The sequence below is a fragment of the Brevibacillus fortis genome (assembly GCF_003013395.1).
Taxonomy (GTDB): domain Bacteria; phylum Bacillota; class Bacilli; order Brevibacillales; family Brevibacillaceae; genus Brevibacillus; species Brevibacillus fortis.
This window is the reverse complement of the sequence record NZ_PXZM01000011.1, coordinates 90,254-108,309: the sequence shown is the minus strand read 5'-3', so window position 1 is coordinate 108,309 and position 18,056 is coordinate 90,254. Positions and strand designations below refer to the sequence as shown.

Here is an 18,056-nt window from a genome sequence, read left to right as displayed (position 1 = left end):
GAGAAATGCTCGACAGCTTTGTCTAATCATTATTTTTGTCTCAACAGCTCGCGAATTTTTTGATGCGCCATCGGGATGGTGTATGCATCTAATTCCTCCCAAACCGCGTATCTTGCATGAGCTGGGAGCTCGTCCCCTTCGATCCAGTCACAGGACCATACTTGCATGTTCCACTGCAAATGGGAGAAAACATGCTGAACCGTACCTAATAGCTGCATGACTTCTACATCGATTCCGAATCGTTCACGCAAACCAACTGCAAGTGCCTCCTGTTTGGCAGCATCACTTTCTTGTTCGGTTTCAACAGTAGGGAATTCCCACATGCCGGCGAGAAGCCCCTGATCGGGCCGTTTGTTAATCAATACTTTGCCGTCGCGAATGATAATGCCTACTTGCAGATCAACAGGACGTGGAGGTTTGGCTTTGCCTTTGACCGGCAGCTCTTCTGCCACACCCTCCTGACGCGCCATACAGTAGTCAAACACCGGACAGGTCAAGCATTGCGGAGTGCGTGGTACACAGACCATCGCTCCCAGCTCCATTAATGCCTGATTGAAATCTCCCGCTCTCCCCGCCGGAATGACCTGTCGTACGAGATGCTCGATTTTGATTCTCGTGGCAGGCTTGGCGATGTCGTCAGTTAAATACAGCAGACGTGAAAAGACACGCATAACGTTTCCATCCACAGCTGGCTCCGCCTTTTCATAGGCGATGCTAAGAATGGCTCCTGCTGTGTATGGCCCCACACCTTTTAGTGTAGCGATCTCTTCTGGTGTATCTGGCACAACTCCTCCGTAGCGTACCGTTACCTCGCGGGCTGCGGCTTGAAGATTGCGCGCGCGGGAGTAATAACCGAGTCCTTCCCACGCTTTTAACACATCTTCCTCGGGAGCTTGTGCTAAATCACTCACCGTCGGAAATTTTCCCATGAAATTCGCATAATAAGGTTTAACAGTCTCTACGCGTGTTTGCTGAAGCATGATCTCCGATACCCAGATTCGATATGGGTCTTTGTTGATCCGCCAAGGCAAATCCCGCTTTTGTGAGTCGTACCAGGCCAGCAAATCCTGGGCAAAGCCAAAAACATGAAATTGTTCAGGTAGTGTATATTTCAAGCTTTCTTTTTTTCTTGCCATTTGCTTTTATTCTACTCCTTTTCATCCCAGTTCCGCTGGACGAAACGCCCACACATGCAGTTTCGCAGCTCCGCCGGAAACACAGTCGCAAAAGTCTTGGTCTGCCAATCGGTTTGCCTTGATCGCTTCATATGCTTGAACAGTCTCGACATCAAATGCTTCGACAAACAGACCGGGCTGATCCAAGCCCTCCATTGAGCGATACTGACGTGCACCCATCGCTTCCATGCGCTCAGCCATGGAGGTAAGCAATCGCAGAGCGTGACTCCGTTTTTCAGAATCCAGCTTGTATTCAATGAAAACCGTTAGCATGCGACATGTTCCTCCTTTAACGATTCAACGCTTTCATCATACCCTTCTCACCCCATGCGAACAAGCTCACAAATATTTTCAGAAGGGGAGAGAATTCATCTTAGGCAAACGCTATAATAAACAATAAAAGTGGAAGGAAGGGAGGAAGACAACGATTCCATGGATACAGCCACACATTTTGCCATGGGCTTTGGATTGGCCGGGCTCGCCTACCTTGATCCTGTTGTAGCTTCTACTCCGTCACTTGCAGTAGCCGTCATGATTGGTACGGTCATTGGCTCGCAGGCACCTGATCTGGATGGCTTAGTCCGCCTTCGTGGTACCGCTGCCTACATTCGCAACCACCGAGGCGTTTCTCACTCGGTTCCCGCTTTATTTCTCTGGACTGGAGCCATTTTTGTTCTCATCCAGGCCATAATGCCACAGCTCCATTGGCTGCATTTGCTCGGCTGGATATTCCTGGCCGTATGTTTACACGTATTCGTTGACTTGTTCAACTCCTATGGCACAAAGGGCCTGTACCCGTTTCGCGACAAATGGGTGGCGCTCAACGCCATTTTCATCTTTGATCCGTCCATTTTCGCTGCTCATCTCGTCGGCTTTATGCTCTGGGCGGCAGGCGCGCATCCTGGACACGTCTTTTTATGGATATACGTGATTATTGCCGGATACTACTACTGGCGTTGTCAGGCGCAAAGACGAACGACCGAGTTGGTTCGTCAGCGAATCGGCAAAGCTGGTACCTTCACCATCATCCCTACTCTTTCCTGGACGTATTGGACCTTCGTCGCCAAAACAGACCAGCATTGGTATGTAGGTGAAGTCATTTCAGGGGATGTCGTCATCCTGGACACCTTCTCGATCAAACCGGAAAATGAGCGGATTGCAGCAGCCAAAAAAAGTTACAAAGTCCAATCCTTCCTCGCATTTACCCATCATGTGCATGTAGAAACAAAGGAGCGCTCCTTTGGCTATGAGGTCAAATGGATTGATCTGCGCTACCGCTCCCGTTTTCAAGGGAAAAGTCATTACATGTTCGTCGCCGTGGTCTACCTCGACTTTGATCTAACCATCCGTGATTCCTTCGTCGGCTGGATCCATCGCGGAGAAGAACAGCTTACCAAAAAATTGGATTCAAAACGCTCGTAATCGACGAGACTACCGCCCCTGCTAGTAGAGGGCGGTTATTTTTTTGTCATCTGACCTGTTCTCTTTTGCCAAAATTGCACCTTTTCTCCTAGTCAAATACCAACTACGATCAGAATAACAACGACAGACTGGGGGACTCGACATGATACCAATTCGATATTCCAAGCGTACCATTACCGATCAGGAGCAAATTGACCAGTTTTTGCAAGTGGCAAAGGTCGGCCATCTCGGCTTGTCCAATGAAATCGAGCCGTACATCCTGCCTTTGAATTTTGCTTGGTGGAATGGCTGTATTTATTTTCACGGCGCGGATTCTGGCAGAAAAATCGAGATGATCAATGGCAACAACCGCGTATGTTTCAGTGTTTGCGAGGAGTACGGTACAATCGCCTCACCTGTGCCTGCCCATATTGATACGGCTTATATGAGTGTGTTTATCTCCGGGACAATTGAGCGTGTTTCGGAGCCTGAGGAGATGCGCGATGCGATGCAATCCATGATCGACAAGTACGTCCCCGGCTACTATTCAGAACCGCTGCCTTTGCAGCATGTCATTAAGTATCGTTCTTCGATGGGCAGTACAACCGCCATCTTCCGGATTACGCCCACCGTGCTGACCGCCAAAGGTAATCCCCTTTCCGAAGAGAAGCAATTCTATGTTGGCAGAAAAGTCGAGATGGATGTATAGCAACGAAAAAAGACACGCTCCTTTTTTCTTAAGAGGCGTGTCTTTTTGATTGACTGATTGTTACTTATTAAACGGAGCACTCATTCCTGTGGAAATCGCGATTCGGTTCCAGCTGTTGATCGTATTGATCGCCATAATCAAGGCAACGTACTGGTTTTCGTCAAAATGCTCGCGAACCTGCTGGTAGAGCTCTTCTGAAACACCATTAGCCGTAATGACAGTGACAGCTTCTGTCAGAGCAAGGACTGCCCGCTCTGCTTCTGTGTAAACCGCAGATTCTCTCCATAGGCTGATTAAATAAATGCGTTGCTCTGTTTCACCGAGCTTGCGCGCATCCTGTGTATGCATATCCATGCAAAAAGCGCAGCCGTTGATTTGGGAAGCACGAATTTTGATCAGCTCAATCAGTTTTTTGTCCAAGCCGCTCTCATTCACGAAATTTTCCAGCTTGAGCATGGTTTGATACGCCTCAGGATTTGCTGCACGATGATTCAATCTAGCTTGCATGATTCATCTGTCCTCTCCACTCGAATTTGCTTTCAACCTCAAAGACGAGTGATGTTGTGTTCTTGTGACAAAGAATCCAATTTATTTTTGTAGATGCGCTAGCTTGTCAGGATTGACCATCATGTACACATGCTTAATTCGATCTTCTTCCTCACTGACGGTGATCTGGAGGATCATTTTCAGCTTACCTTCGGAGAAAACGAGGACTCCATCCTGACCATTTATCGAGCGAATCTGCACGGTAGCATGCGAATCCCACCTCGGCCAGACACCCAGCCAGAAGGCAGCAATCCGTTCGTCTGAGAAGATCGGGCGAATCGCTGCTTTGACTTTTCCGCCACCATCGCTGATAAGCACGGAATCATTTGTTAAGAGCCCGATCAATGCCTTCGCATCTGATTTGGAGATCGCATGCATCAGCTGTTCCACCAAACGTGTGGAACGATTCGACTGAGGAACTGCCCCCTGATACCCTGCGTCTTTCAGCTTTTGTCCGGCGCGGCTAAACAGCTTGCGACAGCCCGCTTCCGTCTTTTCCAGCATCGCGGCAATCTCACTGTATTCGTAGTCGAGGGCTGTGCGCAGTACATAGACGGCCCGCTCCGGTGGCGACAAATTCTCGAGCAAAACAAGCAAGCCATACGAGACCGATTCTTCGGCAATCACAGTGTGCAACGGATCATTCGTTGCCGAAGCGTCTACCATCGGCTCCGGCAACCATTCCCCTACATACTGCTCCCGCTTCCACCGGGCTGATTTTAACAAGTCCAGACTGCGATTGGTCACCGCTTTGCACAGATAGCTTTTTACATGGTGAATGTCTTGGATGTCGGTGCCTGCCAACGCAAGAAACGTATCCTGAACAATGTCCTCCGCTTCTGTTACCGAGCCAGTCATCCGGTACGCAAGAGAAAACATTAATGCTTTATACTCCCGATAAACATCCTCCATGTGCACTGTCATTATTTCGTATCACCGAACTGCCAAATGGTGTGACTGAGACTTCCATAGCGGATGCTCATATGCTGGCGCTTGGCTGTACGTTCATCGTCGGCAGCCCCCATGACGTACACGAGTGGAACAAAATGCTCGGTTCCATACGCTGGAACAGCTTTCTCTGCATGGGGAGCAAGTGTGCGATAGTTGGCGAGATCCTCTACATTCCAATCAGTCAATGTCGTTTGCAGCCAGTCTTCGAATTGCACCGCCCACTCAAAAGTAGCACTGTCGGACTCGCTCAGGTTCATATAGGAAAAATTATGGACGGTTCCGCCACTGCCCAAAATCAGAACGTCTTTTTCACGGAGTGGACTGAGTGCTTTACCGATCTGATATTGCTCTGTAACGGTCAGGTTCGGATTAACCGATAGCGCTACAACAGGAATATCTGCATCCGGATACATATGGCGCAGGATAACCCAGTGTCCATGGTCTAGCCCTCGAGTCGTGTTTAAAGCCACTGGTACACCTGCTTCCTGAAGCAGCCGGAACGCTTCCTCCGCAATTTCACGCTCTCCTTTGGCAGGGTACTCAATCTCGTATAGCTCCTGCGGGAATCCGCCAAAATCATGAATCGTGGGGAAAGCATCCATCGTTCCTACCATTTGCTCGAAAGCTTCCCAATGGGCCGAAAACATAACGATGGCACGCGGCTTACGCGGAAGCAGATTCGGCAATTGATTCAAAGCTTCTGTATAGGCATTGTTCTCTATCGCAAGCAACGGGGCACCATGTGCAATGAAAAAGGATGGCAACATAAGTGTACACACTCCTCTATACTTTTTAAACTTAGTTACTTTTAGTAAGTATTATACCTCATATTCCCCGCTCTTACAAGCGTACACGAAAGCAATGCTTTTCTTTCATCTTAACAAAAAAAGACTTGCCGCTCATAAAGAACGACAAGCCTTTTTTAAAAGGAGGGCTGCAATTACTTCGCTGCTGCGAAACGCTTGCTAACTTCATCCCAGTTTACAACGTTCCAGAACGCGCCGATGTAGTCAGGGCGTTTGTTTTGGTAGTTCAGGTAGTAAGCATGCTCCCAAACGTCCAGACCAAGGATAGGTTTTTTACCTTCCATGATTGGGCTGTCTTGGTTAGGAGTAGAGCTGATTGCTACTTTTCCGCCTTCTGCAGTCAGCCAAGCCCATCCGGAACCGAAACGAGTAGTAGCTGCTTTTGCGAATTCTGCTTTGAAGTTGTCAAAGCTTCCGAAAGCCGCGTTGATTGCGTCAGCCAGTTCACCAGTTGGTGCGCCGCCGCCATTCGGGCTCATGATTTCCCAGAACAGTGTATGGTTAGCGTGTCCTCCACCGTTGTTGCGAACAGCAGGGCGGATGGACTCAGGCAGAGCATCCAGATTGCTGATGAGCTCTTCAATGCTTTTACCTTGCAGGTCAGCGTGTGCTTCCAGAGCTGCATTCAGGTTGTTAACATAAGTAGCATGGTGGCGTCCGTGATGGATCTCCATGGTTTGCGCGTCGATATGTGGTTCCAAAGCGTTGTGTGCATAAGGCAATGCAGGAAGTTGATGTGCCATTGTAACATTCCTCCTCAAATTATGTAGGTCAAGCTTACGCCTTCATTATACTGCAAGGCAAACAGTTTTTCAACAAATCGGTATGCAAAGTATATTAATCTATTTATTATTTCAAAGATTAGCATCTTGCAAACAAAACGGAGCGTGCTAGACTTGGATTATTACAAATGAAGAGAATCAGGTGATTACTAGTGGAAATGGACTTATCAACGATCGTACTTCTCGCCGTCTTTGGATTCATTGCAGCATTCATCGACAGTACTGTTGGTGGAGGCGGACTCATCTCCCTCCCCGCCCTGCTTGGTCTAGGAATGCCACCGTACCTTGCTCTTGGCACCAATAAATTAGCTGGTACGATTTCATCTGCCACCAGCTCCTACACCTTTATCAAGAACGGTAAATTTGACAAGAAGCTCATGCTGATCTTATTTCCCGTCTCCCTGATCGGCGCCTATTTCGGAGCGAAAACAGTTCTGTTCGTTCCCCAGGAGTTTTTGAAGTTCCTTGTCGTTATCATGATGGCACTCATTTTTGTTTACACCCTTTTCAACAAACGTTTCGGTCAAGATTCCAACTACAAAGGGCTGACCAAATTTACGCTCGGCATCGGGATTCCTTTTACCTTTTTAATCGGATTTTACGATGGATTTTTCGGGCCTGGAACCGGTTCGTTCTTTGTTTTTCTGATGGTGCTTTTGTTTGGCTATGATTTTGTGATAGCAGCCGGCAATGGCCGCATTTTGAATCTGGCTAGTAACATTTCTGCGCTTTTTGTCTTCACGATGGAGGGCAAGGTCGTCTTCATGACGGGTCTCATCATGGGGATCGCGATGCTGTTGGGCGCTAACCTTGGTGCCAAAATGGCCATCAAAACGGGAGTACGTTATGTTCGTCCGTTGTTCTTGATCGTATCCATTACCTTGATTGTGAAGATGGTATATGAGTTGATTTTTACAGCTTGATTTAAATAGACATACGTATGCGTTGCTGTAGTAGTGGGGAGGAAACAGGAGAAAACGCTCAGCTTCTAGGGCCACCCACTGTGGGATTGACTGCCCGACTCCATACAAAAAGCGAAACCGCGTCCAAAGTAGTCCATTCGAGAAGTTTTTCAGAGGTGGACGCTTAAGAGCGTGTTTCGCTTTTTGCAATCCGTCTCGGTCGGTGTCCCTAAGATCTTCGCTGTTTTCTCCTGTTTCCTCTGCGAACCTTCCGTGTAATCCCGATCTTTAAATGCCCTAAAAGATTGAAGAATCTCATCTGTTACGCCAGAGAAGAATATTTCCAGACGTAGCGACTTGTGGAGTCCTACCATTCGCAGAAGGATGAGCGGGCAAAAGAAACGCAACGTGCCCTCACTACGTAGCGGCTGCCACTTTTGCGTTTCCTCGCGGATAGTCCCTCTCTTCCATCGTTTTGATTAGCGAATCCCCCGTCTCTTAGGCTTTCTCAGCATAGCTCTCCATTGCTCATGAATCATTAACTCGTATTCTGCCTTCTGTTAAAATTTCTGAAGACAGTGAAGCTGGTCTATACAAATGAAAGCAGGAGTTCCTTTGAACTCATAAACTCCTGCTTTCGGTTGATATATTATAATGGTGGCCTGTTATTTTGGCATTTGGAATCAGTGCTGTCGGTGGTGCACGCTACCAGAACACTCGATTGGTTGTTCGCACCATCGGTGAGAGGAATCGTAGAAGTCATCTCTTCAGTAGTCCAGGTAGTTCCCAAGTCGTTACTGATGGTAAACTTTCCGGTAATTTGATTAACAAGCTGACTGCGGATCATCCAACCGCCGGTGCTTGGTTTGATAGTCATTTTATAACTACCACCAGTTGATGTCTGAGTCGAGGACATCCATGACCAGTTCGTCCCTACTGTCTGTTCAATTTGGAAGTTGACCGGGGAATCCTTGCCTGTCCCTAGCGTAATTTTAGTCGATTGCGAAACTCCAAAAGTGGATTGACTTGTCAACGCAGTCGACCAGTTAATCGTATAATCGGTTGTCGAGGTAGTGCCATTCCAAGTCATGTCAGATACAGGCTTGAATGGAGAAAGTATGGTCTGGGGTGTAGTAGAGCTTGTATAGGTTATTGAAGGGACTCGCGGTGACGAATCGTCATACATTTTCAATGCGCGGAAATCGGCAAGTCTCCTTAAGGTAGACGATATGTCTCCCAGACCTCCCGTAGGAACAAGTAACCATCTTTGGTTTTCTGTAACAGGATTGTGGCAACCATATATCAACGCCCATTCCCCGTTAGAAAAATTCCCACCTTTGACATCCAAGCAGTCCGTGTCTGCTTCGACACTGCGAATAACAAATTTGTCCCATTCACCTGGGACAGAATTACCGGTAGGTTGGATGAAGAACTTCTGCGAGTTAGCAGTGCCCGAACAAAACTTAATAGCTGTGACTTTTCTATTCTTAGCTTGCGAAGCATCATACCACCAAACGTAGTCAACACAATAAGCTGGATTCAAGACGGACTTAATCTGAAACGTCCCATCCGAAGCTACAGCTAATTTCCATTTCTGATTGTCTCCGCCGCTATTCTGCCATAAAGTTAGTTTATTTCCATCTCCTACTTCACCTCTCCATATGTCGAGATAAAGATTATAACTAGTTTGAATCATTAAAGGCCCCAACTCCATCGGCTGCATGCTGTCCGGCACCGTCGGCTGCGTGGTGGCGTTGGCAGCAGTTCCATTCCATAACACGCTCATACAAACTAGCAATGTCATCACTGCTGAAAGCATCCTCATCAAACGCTTCTTCTTGATGTCGTTTTCACGGATGATATTCGTCATATCATATAACCTCCCATTACACAGAAATGATTACTCCCAAAAACTTACTCAATTTCAAGATTTTAATCATCGAATCTCTTGATATCAGGTGATCTCTAGATAAGCCGGCATCGGGAATAGAGTTTGGAACGCCTATCCCATTCTGTGGATATGATCGTATGATAGCAATTTAGATATCCACATCATTCCCTCGACGGTTACCCGCAAGTTTTGATTTTCTTCTGAGTGTTAAGTTTTTTACTTCGAGCTTGAAAAGTCAAACATGGCTAAATCCACCCTACATACACAGAACCCGAGAATAAAATAAAACTATCGCAGTAGATAAAACAGTTACTCTGTTTTTTCTTATGTCTGCACAACCCCCCATAAATTTTCAAAATATGCTCAACTTATCCTCGTCTGCCAGTCCATCTATCCCCTCCAATCTTTTTGATACTTTTTATTATGCAGATATTGTAAATAAAATCCAATATTGATTAAAAATACCATTTTTCCGTCATCCCCTCTTGTTTAAGAAACGTTAGTACAGACTGAAGAATTGCTATCTTCTTAGACAGTAAAATGATGAATATCAAAAGTTGACTTATATCGCTGTCCAGCGGAGGCGTTTTCGCTGTTATGGTATAATTTAGAACGACAAAAACTTGATCTCTAATAAATAAAAACCCTTTATTATCAAGGGTTTGTGAGTTTATTTATAGAATCATGATTGTGTCGTCAGACATCATTAAAATGTATTATTCATAGTTCAAAGCTCTTGACCTAAGTCCCTAGTTTCGAATACCGTCAGCTACTTGCAAATTCTTCGTGTTTGTGCGGGGCCGCCTCCACCTGGATTGCCTAAGTTACATGAATTAGTACAACAATGCTCATTTATTTTTTCAATCTGGATACCATTTGATTCTGTAGTGTAGGCAACTACAGGTTCCATGGTTTAACTTCCGTTCTAATAGGGATAGGACTCAGGATAAACAACCGGAAAGGAACTAAAAATACCGATAGTAGGCAAATAAAGCAATGCTCCGTCTATCACTTTTGCGTTTCCCCGCGAATCCCTTCGGAGCGGACAGTCCCAGCCCTCAGCAGGACGGAGCCTGGAGCCTAGACTGGAAATATTCTTCTCTCCACTACAGATTCTGATAGAAAAGTCAGCCTGCTCACATTTACAGGCTGACTTTTTCGTGAGACCTAGTTAGCCCCGGCTGTTACAGCCTTGGCCTGATGATCACGCACCGCCTGATTGCTCGCCGCCATAAACGCCTGCGCGACCGCCATCAGTACATCTCGATGCTCGGCAACTCCTTTAAAATGACTTCCGTTAGCGCTGACCGTCACGATCGCTTCGCCTGTCGCATGTTCTCCCGATGACAATGAATACAGCTCCATGTCCGTAAACTCCACGTCGAACGGCAGTGCCTGCTTGATGCCTGCCACCAATGCCTCGACAGGTCCTTCTCCGGTGCCAGAGTATGCTTGTTCTTCTCCTGTCACATTGTTCGTAATGGTGCAGGAAGCCATACGACTTCCGGAGGTGCCGGTGAGCACTTGCGCATTTACCAGTGTGAACGGCTCCAGTACAGCGTTCACGGTATGTCCTACCAGCTCAAGCAACTGATGATCCTGGACAACTTTTTGCTTGTCAGCCATCTCTTTAAATTGGACGTACAGTGTCTCCATCTGCTCATCGGTCAGCTGTACCCCGAATTCATTTACGCGGTGCTTGATGGCATGACGACCGGAGTGCTTTCCGAGAATGATCATGTTGCGAGGCACGCCCAAGCTCTCCGGGTCCATGATTTCGTATGTGCTGCGCTCTTTTAAAAGACCGTCCTGATGAATTCCCGCTTCGTGCTGAAAAGCATTGCGACCGACGATTGGTTTGTTGAACGCAATTGGGAAGCTCATGGCACGGCTCACCTTTTGTGAAGTGGTGTAAATGTGCTCTGGTCTGATGCCAGTCTCGGCATCTAGTGCTTCTTTGCGCGTCTCAATTGCCATCACCAGCTCTTCCAAGGAGCAGTTCCCTGCTCGCTCGCCGACCCCGTTGACTGTTACCTCGACTTGGGTAACCCCAGCACGAATCGCAGCCAAACTGTTTGCAACCGCGAGTCCCAGGTCATTGTGGCAGTGTGCACTGAACTCTACCTTGTCGCTGCCACGGACGTTTTTCATGACACGAGTAAACATTGCCCCGTACTCTTCAGGAAGTGCGTACCCTACCGTATCGGGGATGTTGATAATGGTCGCTCCTTCTTCGATCGCTGCCTCGATCATCTCAAACAGGAACTCATCTCCCGTACGTGTGGCATCCATCGGCGAAAATTCGATCCGGTCTACAAACTGTTTGCCGTACGCAATCATCTCGCGAGCGATCTTAATCACCTGCTCTCTCGACTTGCGCAGTTGGAAGTCCAGATGAATGCTGGAGGATGACAGGAACATGTGGAGTCTGCGCCGCTCTGCTGCTTGTGTAGCTCGAACGGCAGCATCGATGTCCTCTTTCACCGCACGAGCAAAGCCACAGATCTCTACGCCGTGCACCTCTTGCGAAATACGTTGCACCGCCATGAAGTCACCAGGGCTGGAGATCGGGAAGCCCGGTTCAATGACATCCACACCGAGGTCTGCCAAATGCTTCGCAATGACGATTTTTTGCTCAGGCGAAAGAGACGCTCCTGGCGCTTGCTCTCCGTCACGCAGCGTCGTATCAAAAATATGGATTCTTTTCGTCATGGGTATTGCCTCCTCATTTTTTATCATCTGTTCATGAAAAAAAGCCCGCCGTCTCCATATACAAGAGACGACAGGCTTCTGGCTGCCGCGGTACCACTCTCGTTGATCCTCTCTTTTTCAAAAGAGAATCCACCTCGCTGTCCCGATGACGTGGGACGATCCGTCAAGGTCTACTCTGTACGTTTTCAACCTTGCCGCTCCCGGGTGAGATTCGAGCATTTCCTGACTGCGTCGCACCTACCCGCAGCTCTCTGGACAAGAAATTCGCTTTACTAGCTCCCGTTCTTCGCGTTTATTGTATGTCGTTTTTCAAAAATCAAAAAGGCCTGCCGCCTCTATCGAAGAGACGACAGACCTTGTCTATCGCGGTACCACTCTCGTTGACCCCAGCTGCTCGCCAGAAGTCCACCTCATGTACTGATCCTAGTCGATCAGCACAACCCGATCACGGAGGTTAACCGTCAGAACTTACTGCTCGATGCAGCGCTACATCTTGTTCAGTTCTGCCGCTCCCGGGCGAGCTTCACTGGCTTCTCTGACTGCGTTGCACCATCCCGCAGCTCTCTAAACAGATCAGACCACTTACTGTTCCCGTTCTTCGCGTTATTGTTATTATTGTTTGAAATTTTATTCGGTTTATATCTCGTTGTCAATGGAGGATATCAATAAAAATAATTTTAATAAACGAATCAATTGAGCCCTCTCAACGAGCTGCGGCCGAATTGCATGTAATAAAGGCAGGCGAGACCCAGTATCACGAGCACTAAAGCAGAGTAAATATTGCTATAGACAGACGCTCCTGGATAGCTATTGAGCAGATTCCAGCTCACAGCAGCTCCTCCATCAATCGTTTTGCCGTACAAGGTAGCTGCAAGTGCACCTGCAATAAAATTCAACATTGCCAACAGTCCCATACCAACGCCGATCTGTTCCCTTGGTAACGACTGCGAGATCGCGTTTGACATCGAAATCATCATAAACGATAGCCCGACATTGCCAAAAATCAGAAAAACGGCAATGAGGACCGGAGACACTCCCGCAAAAGAAGAGAAGAGGACATAGCTGCTCAAAAGAAGCACAGACGCTGTGTAGAATAAATAAGAATTCCCTTTCTTATCTGCAAGAATCCCGGCCTTTTTCCCCAAAAACGCGGTCACAATTGCTCCCGGTACCATGACAAAGCCAATGAGCCCCGGTGCCAGATGATTCACATTGGCCAACAACTGCGGACTAAGGAAAGCGAACGAATAGCCACTCCCTATCATCAAAAAGGCAATGAGCAAACCGAGCGAATAACGTTTGCTCCGGAATAAACCCGGGCGAATAAAAGGTTCTGCTGCCGTCTTAATTCTTACCAAGAACAGAAGGAAAAAGAGGATGCATCCCACTGCGAGCAGCAAGCTTTGATTCGTAATAGCCAGCAGAAGCAACGTAATCGTTACTGCAAGAAGCCCACTGCCGATCCAATCCATTTTGACGGATTCGCGCTCCTCCTCCTCCAAATACTTGCGGAAATAAGGCACGGCGATGAGCGTGAACAACGGCATACAGAACAGCCATCTCCAATCGAGTAAACTTACCAGCAAAGAGGAAAGCACGGGACCTAATGCGCTGCCGATCGCCATCCCGGTCATCGAGATCCCTAGCGCTCGCCCCCTTTGCTCTTGGGGAAAATAACGCACCGGAATAATCGAAGACGTCGCCGGAACAACTGCGGCTCCTGCTGCCTGCACAATTCTCCCCAAGAGAACCATGCCAAAATTATGAGCGAAAAAACCGATAAGGGAGCCGGTGGCAAACATAATTAATCCGAATGTAAGCAAATGTTTGAGCTTGTAGGAATCGGCTAGCTTTCCATACATCACGGTTCCAACCGCATAGATTAACAAAAAGGCGGACGTCACCCAGCTAACTTGACTAAAGGATAAATGAAATTCCGTCCTGATTTGTGGTAACACGATATTGAACATCGTAGCATTCATCACCGTAATCATGAGGGTAAACACGAGTACACGAAGAACTTTTTCAGCAGATTGTTGTTGTGGTTCGGTTTGCATATAGGAAAGACACCTCTCGTTATCACCGATTTCTTCCCGGGAAGGTGATTGTTTGACTTGCTAGTTGTAGTTTATAATGATTTTAAAATAAACGAAAATATATCTTGTTATATGTAGTTGATATACCTGAGTATATGGAGTTGAATCGAATGGAATTGTTGCAATTGCACTATTTCCGAACAGTTGCTAAGTGGCAGCATATGACGAAAGCCGCCCAAGAGCTGCGGATTGCCCAGCCTGCTCTCAGTAAAACCATTGCTCGGTTGGAAGAGGATATCGGGGTTCCGTTATTTGACCGCGAGCGAGGACGTATTCGGCTGAATACATTTGGGAAGGCGTATCTGGAGCGTATAGATAAAGCACTGAACCTGTTGGAGGAAGGTCAGAAAGTCGTATCCGATCTGGCCGGGATGGAGCATGGTCGTATTCATTTGGCGACGTCTACCTTGGATTTGTTATCAGAACCGTTGGGCAAGTTTCTCGAACTCCATCCCGATGTACATTTCCAGATCACCCAAGCCAGCATCGAAGAAATGGTAACCCTCTTGGAGTCAGGCGAAGTGGACATTTGCTTCACGCATTTGCCGATCAAGCTGCCGGATATTTTGACCACGCCCATACTGAAAGAAGATATTCATGTAGCTGTCCCCCGCACACATCACTTAGCCAAGCAAACCAGTATTCGACTAAGCGAGTTGGGTGAAGAGTCATTTATCGGCTACAAGGAGGACTTTCCCATCCAAATGCTATACGATCAGTTCTTTCAAAAAGCAGGGATTACCCCCAAATTCGCTTGTCGGGTAGATGATCCTGGCTCTATCCAAAAGCTGGTCCGCGCGGGTCTGGGCATCGCCCTCTACGGCTGTATCAATCGAGAGGAAGATCCTCACCTTGTCATGCTTCCGATCGAGCACCCTATATGCCAGCGACATTTCCAAATGATTCGGCACGAAAAAAGATATCTCTCCCTGGCAGCACGCAAGTTCTGTGATTTTATCGTCGAGTATTTTGCTGAGTCTCTTGAAAAATAAGCCCCTTCCAACAGAAAAGAGCCCGGCATTATCTCGCCAGGCTCTTCCCCTACTCTTGCTTTCTTTGTTTCAAACGTAAAATAATGCCGTCAATGAGCAGTCCAATCCCCGCTCCGTAAAAAGGGGCCGCAAACCGAATTCCTTCAGCAAGCGGCAGGTCTTTCAAATACACGATAAACACCCCGCCAATAAATCCGATCATCGTGTAGCGCAACCGGGTCGCCCCCATCAAACGACACTCCCTTTCACGCTACTTCCCGAATTTATTTGGCATTTTCATGTTTTTCATCGTACGGCTCATCTGTTTGAGCTGCTTTTGGTTAAGATTCATCCCCATTGAACGGGCCATGGCTTGAAGCTGCTTATCGTCCATTTGCATGTTGGACATTTGTTTTTTCAAGAAATAAGTCCCTCCGTAAAATCCACCAGCGAGACCGATTAACAATGTGACAATTGGAATTACCCAGTTGTACCAAGCCATCAATACATTACCATCCTCTATACGTAATTATGAACTCTTTTATTGTACCATAGTTGGGCTATCTTCTGTAAATTGTGATTAGAAAACTTGGAAAATGAGAACACTGCCCTCAACAATCTCTTTGTCTCAAGCATATTCTAATAGCAAGAGGTGAAACAACTATGGCTCCAATTGTGATTCTGGACGCTGGACACGGTGGCAGCGATCCAGGCGGAGGAAACAACACGCAGTTTACCGAGAAAGATATGAATTTGCAAATATCGCTCTATCAATATACTCGCTTTATGGCTCTAAATATTCCTGTCGCTATAACGCGGACAACCGATATGACTCTGACAAGTGAGGCTCGGACTGCTCTGGTTCGAAACAGCGGTGCTCGCTACTGTATATCGAACCATATTAACTCAGGTGGCGGCCGAGGCTCCGAGGTCCTTTACTCGATTTATGGCTCCCCAACCTTTCCCCAATTGATCCAGGGTGCCCTGGCAGCAGAAGGGATGCCGAATCGACGCATTTTTACGCGGACACTGCCTGATAATCCGCTGCTCGATTACTACTTCATGCATCGAGAGACTGGCAACGTGGAGACAGTAATCGTCGAGTATGGCTTTGCCGACAATACTTTGGACGCAAATAAACTACAGCAGGATTGGCGAGATCTTGCGGAAGGCGTAGTCCGGGCATTTTGCACGTACGCTAAACTTCCCTACCAGCCCCCCACGACTCCTACTTCTACTCCAAAACCTACTGCAGCACCAACTCTTGCTCCCACCACTTCTCCTGGAAACGGAGGAGGGAATGTGCCTGACTGGAAGCAGGAAGCCGTCAATTGGCTGTATGATCAAGGCTTATTAACCGACGAACAATGGCGTAAGCAGCCTGACCAACCTCTGCCGCTCTGGGCACAGGCTGTCATCCTGAAGCGTTTATTCGAAAAGCTCAAAACGTAACTTCTCTATTTAATCGTCTGCCTTAAAACGGGTCAGCGGGGTATCCGTTAAGCCCGAATAATTTCTTTTTGCTGGCACACTCACCAATTCGTCCTCTGGGTAGCGGTAGGCGGTTAGCATTCCGCCAAACACACATCCTTGGTCGATGTTGATGGTGCCATTTTTTCGTTTTGGTTCTGGATGTGGATCATGTCCCCACACGATTATGGGCGAAGTCACTTTCCGTTCTTTTGCCCATTCTTTGCGGATCGGGCGCCCATCCGGTCCCGTCCCTGCCACATCGCCATATCGGCAAAACGTGTAGACCGCAGGCGAGTCCATTCCTATGTAATCATCGCGAATCCCCGCATGAACGGCGACCGCTACTATTTGTTCATTCCGTTTGATGATCATGTGCGAAGGCGAGGAAAATAGCAATCTGCGGCTCTGCTCTCGCAGCAAGGAGGCCTTCTTTGGTCCGTATTCTTGCTGATAAAGCCGTATCTCCTCTTCTACCTTTTCATCTCCGTGAGCCAATGTCACTGGTCTGCCATCCAACCAGCGGGCTACTTTCCACCCATGGTTACTATCCACCATCTCAGCCAGGCCTGCCGTGACATGATGGTGAAAAAATTGGAGCATTTTGATTGAGTAAGGTCCACGACTTGTGATATCACCGAGGGAAAGGAGCTTTCGGCCGTGGGGATGGCGATATGTACCGTCTCGAGTTTGTTCATATCCCAAGCGTTGGAGCAATTCCATAAATTCATCGTAACAGCCGTGAACATCGCCAATAATATCCACACCATTGTCAGCCAAAAGCACCTTGGAGCGTGTTTGAGGTTTGTGCCTCATAGCCCGTCCCTCCTTTCGTTAAGAGGTTTTCAAAAAGTCGTCAATGAATAGTTACTTACTATCTTTACCACATCTGCGAAAAAAACTCACGGTTTGTGTGCAAGAAAACTGTTTAAACAAGTAAACGCGCGAAAGAGCCCCTGTTTACCGAGGAGCTTTTTGGCGCGTTTACCTATACATGATGCTATGAGATTATCCTAAGTTATGCGTGTGCACGTAAATGGCCGCTTGCGTGCGATCCTCCACGTTCAGCTTGGCAAGGATGTTGCTGACATGTGTCTTGACTGTTTTGATCCCGATAATCAGCTCATCTGCAATCTCCTGGTTGGACTTGCCCTGACCGATCAGCTTCAAAACCTCCAACTCACGCGGCGTCAGTTGCTCATGAGGATGGGACTCTTGACCGTGACGGAAACGGGCCATAATTTTTCCTGCCACTCTCGACTCCAAAACTGGCTCACCCGCCGCAGCAGAGCGGATTGCCTTTGCAATCTCGGCTGCACGCGAAGTCTTCAGCAGATAGCTGAATGCCCCCGCTTCAATGACCGGATATACCTTTTCGTCATCAATAAAGCTGGTCAAGACAATAACCTTACTGGATGGACAGCTCTCACGAATACGCCGAGTCGCTTCCACACCGCCGATGCCCTCCATGACTAAATCCATCAGAACGACATCTGGGCGCAGCTCTTGCGTCATCCGCACCCCTTCTTCTCCACTGCCTGCCTCTGCTACGACTTCAATATCATCCTCTGTAGACAAATAAGCAGCCAGACCCATCCGCACCATTTCGTGATCATCTACCAGTAGTACCCGAATCACTGAGCC

18 protein-coding genes and 2 other annotated features are annotated in these 18,056 nt (G+C 47.7%); of the genes, 5 read left to right on the top strand and 13 right to left on the bottom strand.

Going from position 1 to position 18,056, the window contains the following annotated elements; translation table 11 throughout:
• Positions 1-29: 29 nt before the first annotated feature.
• Together mutY and C7R93_RS08230 are read right to left on the bottom strand one after the other, a co-directional pair.
• Complete coding sequence (gene mutY, locus C7R93_RS08235; RefSeq protein ID WP_106838369.1) at positions 30-1,136, bottom strand: A/G-specific adenine glycosylase; 1,107 nt, start codon at positions 1,134-1,136, stop codon at positions 30-32.
• Between the two features lie 21 nt (positions 1,137-1,157).
• Positions 1,158-1,448 carry a hypothetical protein gene (locus tag C7R93_RS08230; RefSeq protein WP_106838368.1) on the bottom strand — a complete coding sequence of 97 codons (291 nt, stop codon included), beginning with the start codon at positions 1,446-1,448 and terminating at the stop codon, positions 1,158-1,160.
• A 159-nt stretch (positions 1,449-1,607) separates the two neighbouring features.
• Between C7R93_RS08230 and C7R93_RS08225 the strand changes: the two genes are divergently transcribed.
• Together C7R93_RS08225 and C7R93_RS08220 are read left to right on the top strand one after the other, a co-directional pair.
• Positions 1,608-2,597 (top strand): metal-dependent hydrolase, encoded by a 990-nt coding sequence (locus C7R93_RS08225; RefSeq protein WP_106838367.1) that lies wholly within the window; start codon positions 1,608-1,610, stop codon positions 2,595-2,597.
• A gap of 142 nt (positions 2,598-2,739) precedes the next feature.
• The gene (locus tag C7R93_RS08220) at positions 2,740-3,285 is read left to right on the top strand and encodes a pyridoxamine 5'-phosphate oxidase family protein (RefSeq protein ID WP_106838366.1); all 546 of its coding nucleotides are present in this window, start codon (positions 2,740-2,742) and stop codon (positions 3,283-3,285) included.
• Positions 3,286-3,345: 60 nt separating this feature from the next.
• On the opposite strand, the gene C7R93_RS08215 is transcribed toward C7R93_RS08220, so the two are convergent.
• The 4 genes from C7R93_RS08215 to C7R93_RS08200 form a co-directional block, all read right to left on the bottom strand.
• Positions 3,346-3,792, bottom strand: coding sequence for a carboxymuconolactone decarboxylase family protein (locus tag C7R93_RS08215; RefSeq protein ID WP_106838365.1), 447 nt, complete (start codon positions 3,790-3,792; stop codon positions 3,346-3,348).
• A gap of 81 nt (positions 3,793-3,873) precedes the next feature.
• Positions 3,874-4,755 (bottom strand): RNA polymerase sigma-70 factor, encoded by an 882-nt coding sequence (locus C7R93_RS08210; protein ID WP_106838364.1) that lies wholly within the window; start codon positions 4,753-4,755, stop codon positions 3,874-3,876.
• The gene (locus C7R93_RS08205) at positions 4,755-5,549 is read right to left on the bottom strand and encodes a dioxygenase family protein (protein WP_106838363.1); all 795 of its coding nucleotides are present in this window, start codon (positions 5,547-5,549) and stop codon (positions 4,755-4,757) included. The genes C7R93_RS08210 and C7R93_RS08205 overlap by 1 nt, the downstream gene beginning before the upstream one ends.
• A 173-nt stretch (positions 5,550-5,722) precedes the next feature.
• Positions 5,723-6,331, bottom strand: a complete 609-nt coding sequence (locus C7R93_RS08200; RefSeq protein ID WP_106838362.1) for a superoxide dismutase — start codon at positions 6,329-6,331, stop codon at positions 5,723-5,725.
• Positions 6,332-6,522: 191 nt separating this feature from the next.
• Here C7R93_RS08200 and C7R93_RS08195 point away from each other — a divergent pair, with 191 nt between their 5' ends.
• The gene (locus C7R93_RS08195; protein WP_106838361.1) at positions 6,523-7,293 is read left to right on the top strand and encodes a sulfite exporter TauE/SafE family protein; all 771 of its coding nucleotides are present in this window, start codon (positions 6,523-6,525) and stop codon (positions 7,291-7,293) included.
• Between the two features lie 628 nt (positions 7,294-7,921).
• On the opposite strand, the gene C7R93_RS08190 is transcribed toward C7R93_RS08195, so the two are convergent.
• The 3 genes from C7R93_RS08190 to C7R93_RS08180 form a co-directional block, all read right to left on the bottom strand.
• Entirely contained in the window at positions 7,922-9,142 is a 1,221-nt protein-coding gene (locus C7R93_RS08190; RefSeq protein ID WP_106838360.1) for an RICIN domain-containing protein, read from the bottom strand.
• Positions 9,143-10,330: 1,188 nt separating this feature from the next.
• Positions 10,331-11,875: a 2-isopropylmalate synthase gene (locus tag C7R93_RS08185; protein WP_106838359.1), complete on the bottom strand. Its 1,545-nt coding sequence runs from the start codon at positions 11,873-11,875 to the stop codon at positions 10,331-10,333.
• A 60-nt stretch (positions 11,876-11,935) separates the two neighbouring features.
• Positions 11,936-12,171, bottom strand: a binding site (T-box leader).
• 43 nt (positions 12,172-12,214) lie between these two features.
• Positions 12,215-12,483, bottom strand: a binding site (T-box leader).
• An 81-nt stretch (positions 12,484-12,564) separates the two neighbouring features.
• Positions 12,565-13,932, bottom strand: a complete 1,368-nt coding sequence (locus tag C7R93_RS08180; RefSeq protein ID WP_106838358.1) for an MFS transporter — start codon at positions 13,930-13,932, stop codon at positions 12,565-12,567.
• Positions 13,933-14,081: 149 nt separating this feature from the next.
• Between C7R93_RS08180 and C7R93_RS08175 the strand changes: the two genes are divergently transcribed.
• Positions 14,082-14,963, top strand: a complete 882-nt coding sequence (locus C7R93_RS08175) for a LysR family transcriptional regulator (protein WP_106838357.1) — start codon at positions 14,082-14,084, stop codon at positions 14,961-14,963.
• Between the two features lie 49 nt (positions 14,964-15,012).
• Here the strand turns inward: C7R93_RS08175 and C7R93_RS08170 are convergent, their stop codons facing one another.
• Both C7R93_RS08170 and C7R93_RS08165 read right to left on the bottom strand, forming a co-directional pair.
• On the bottom strand, positions 15,013-15,192 hold the full coding sequence (locus C7R93_RS08170) for a hypothetical protein (RefSeq protein WP_106838356.1): 180 nt from the start codon (positions 15,190-15,192) through the stop codon (positions 15,013-15,015).
• A gap of 21 nt (positions 15,193-15,213) precedes the next feature.
• The gene (locus tag C7R93_RS08165) at positions 15,214-15,444 is read right to left on the bottom strand and encodes a YneF family protein (RefSeq protein WP_007721554.1); all 231 of its coding nucleotides are present in this window, start codon (positions 15,442-15,444) and stop codon (positions 15,214-15,216) included.
• Positions 15,445-15,605: 161 nt separating this feature from the next.
• On the opposite strand from C7R93_RS08165, the gene C7R93_RS08160 reads away from it, so the two are divergent.
• Entirely contained in the window at positions 15,606-16,394 is a 789-nt protein-coding gene (locus C7R93_RS08160; RefSeq protein ID WP_106838355.1) for an N-acetylmuramoyl-L-alanine amidase family protein, read from the top strand.
• 9 nt (positions 16,395-16,403) lie between these two features.
• On the opposite strand, the gene prpE is transcribed toward C7R93_RS08160, so the two are convergent.
• Both prpE and C7R93_RS08150 read right to left on the bottom strand, forming a co-directional pair.
• Positions 16,404-17,228, bottom strand: coding sequence for a bis(5'-nucleosyl)-tetraphosphatase PrpE (gene prpE / locus C7R93_RS08155; RefSeq protein WP_106838354.1), 825 nt, complete (start codon positions 17,226-17,228; stop codon positions 16,404-16,406).
• 192 nt (positions 17,229-17,420) lie between these two features.
• The gene (locus tag C7R93_RS08150; protein ID WP_106838353.1) at positions 17,421-18,050 is read right to left on the bottom strand and encodes a response regulator; all 630 of its coding nucleotides are present in this window, start codon (positions 18,048-18,050) and stop codon (positions 17,421-17,423) included.
• Between the last annotated feature and the right edge of the window lie 6 nt (positions 18,051-18,056).

Excerpts from the sequence above, each read along its gene's own strand:
- mutY (WP_106838369.1), bottom strand. The coding sequence starts at position 1,136 with ATGGCAAGAAAAAAAGAAAGCTTGAAATATACACTACCTGAACAATTT.
- C7R93_RS08230 (WP_106838368.1), bottom strand. The coding sequence starts at position 1,448 with ATGCTAACGGTTTTCATTGAATACAAGCTGGATTCTGAAAAACGGAGT.
- C7R93_RS08225 (WP_106838367.1), top strand. The coding sequence starts at position 1,608 with ATGGATACAGCCACACATTTTGCCATGGGCTTTGGATTGGCCGGGCTC.
- C7R93_RS08220 (WP_106838366.1), top strand. The coding sequence starts at position 2,740 with ATGATACCAATTCGATATTCCAAGCGTACCATTACCGATCAGGAGCAA.
- C7R93_RS08215 (WP_106838365.1), bottom strand. The coding sequence starts at position 3,792 with ATGCAAGCTAGATTGAATCATCGTGCAGCAAATCCTGAGGCGTATCAA.
- C7R93_RS08210 (WP_106838364.1), bottom strand. The coding sequence starts at position 4,755 with ATGACAGTGCACATGGAGGATGTTTATCGGGAGTATAAAGCATTAATG.
- C7R93_RS08205 (WP_106838363.1), bottom strand. The coding sequence starts at position 5,549 with ATGTTGCCATCCTTTTTCATTGCACATGGTGCCCCGTTGCTTGCGATA.
- C7R93_RS08200 (WP_106838362.1), bottom strand. The coding sequence starts at position 6,331 with ATGGCACATCAACTTCCTGCATTGCCTTATGCACACAACGCTTTGGAA.
- C7R93_RS08190 (WP_106838360.1), bottom strand. The coding sequence starts at position 9,142 with ATGACGAATATCATCCGTGAAAACGACATCAAGAAGAAGCGTTTGATG.
- C7R93_RS08185 (WP_106838359.1), bottom strand. The coding sequence starts at position 11,875 with ATGACGAAAAGAATCCATATTTTTGATACGACGCTGCGTGACGGAGAG.
- C7R93_RS08180 (WP_106838358.1), bottom strand. The coding sequence starts at position 13,932 with ATGCAAACCGAACCACAACAACAATCTGCTGAAAAAGTTCTTCGTGTA.
- C7R93_RS08175 (WP_106838357.1), top strand. The coding sequence starts at position 14,082 with ATGGAATTGTTGCAATTGCACTATTTCCGAACAGTTGCTAAGTGGCAG.
- C7R93_RS08170 (WP_106838356.1), bottom strand. The coding sequence starts at position 15,192 with ATGGGGGCGACCCGGTTGCGCTACACGATGATCGGATTTATTGGCGGG.
- C7R93_RS08165 (WP_007721554.1), bottom strand. The coding sequence starts at position 15,444 with ATGGCTTGGTACAACTGGGTAATTCCAATTGTCACATTGTTAATCGGT.
- C7R93_RS08160 (WP_106838355.1), top strand. The coding sequence starts at position 15,606 with ATGGCTCCAATTGTGATTCTGGACGCTGGACACGGTGGCAGCGATCCA.
- prpE (WP_106838354.1), bottom strand. The coding sequence starts at position 17,228 with ATGAGGCACAAACCTCAAACACGCTCCAAGGTGCTTTTGGCTGACAAT.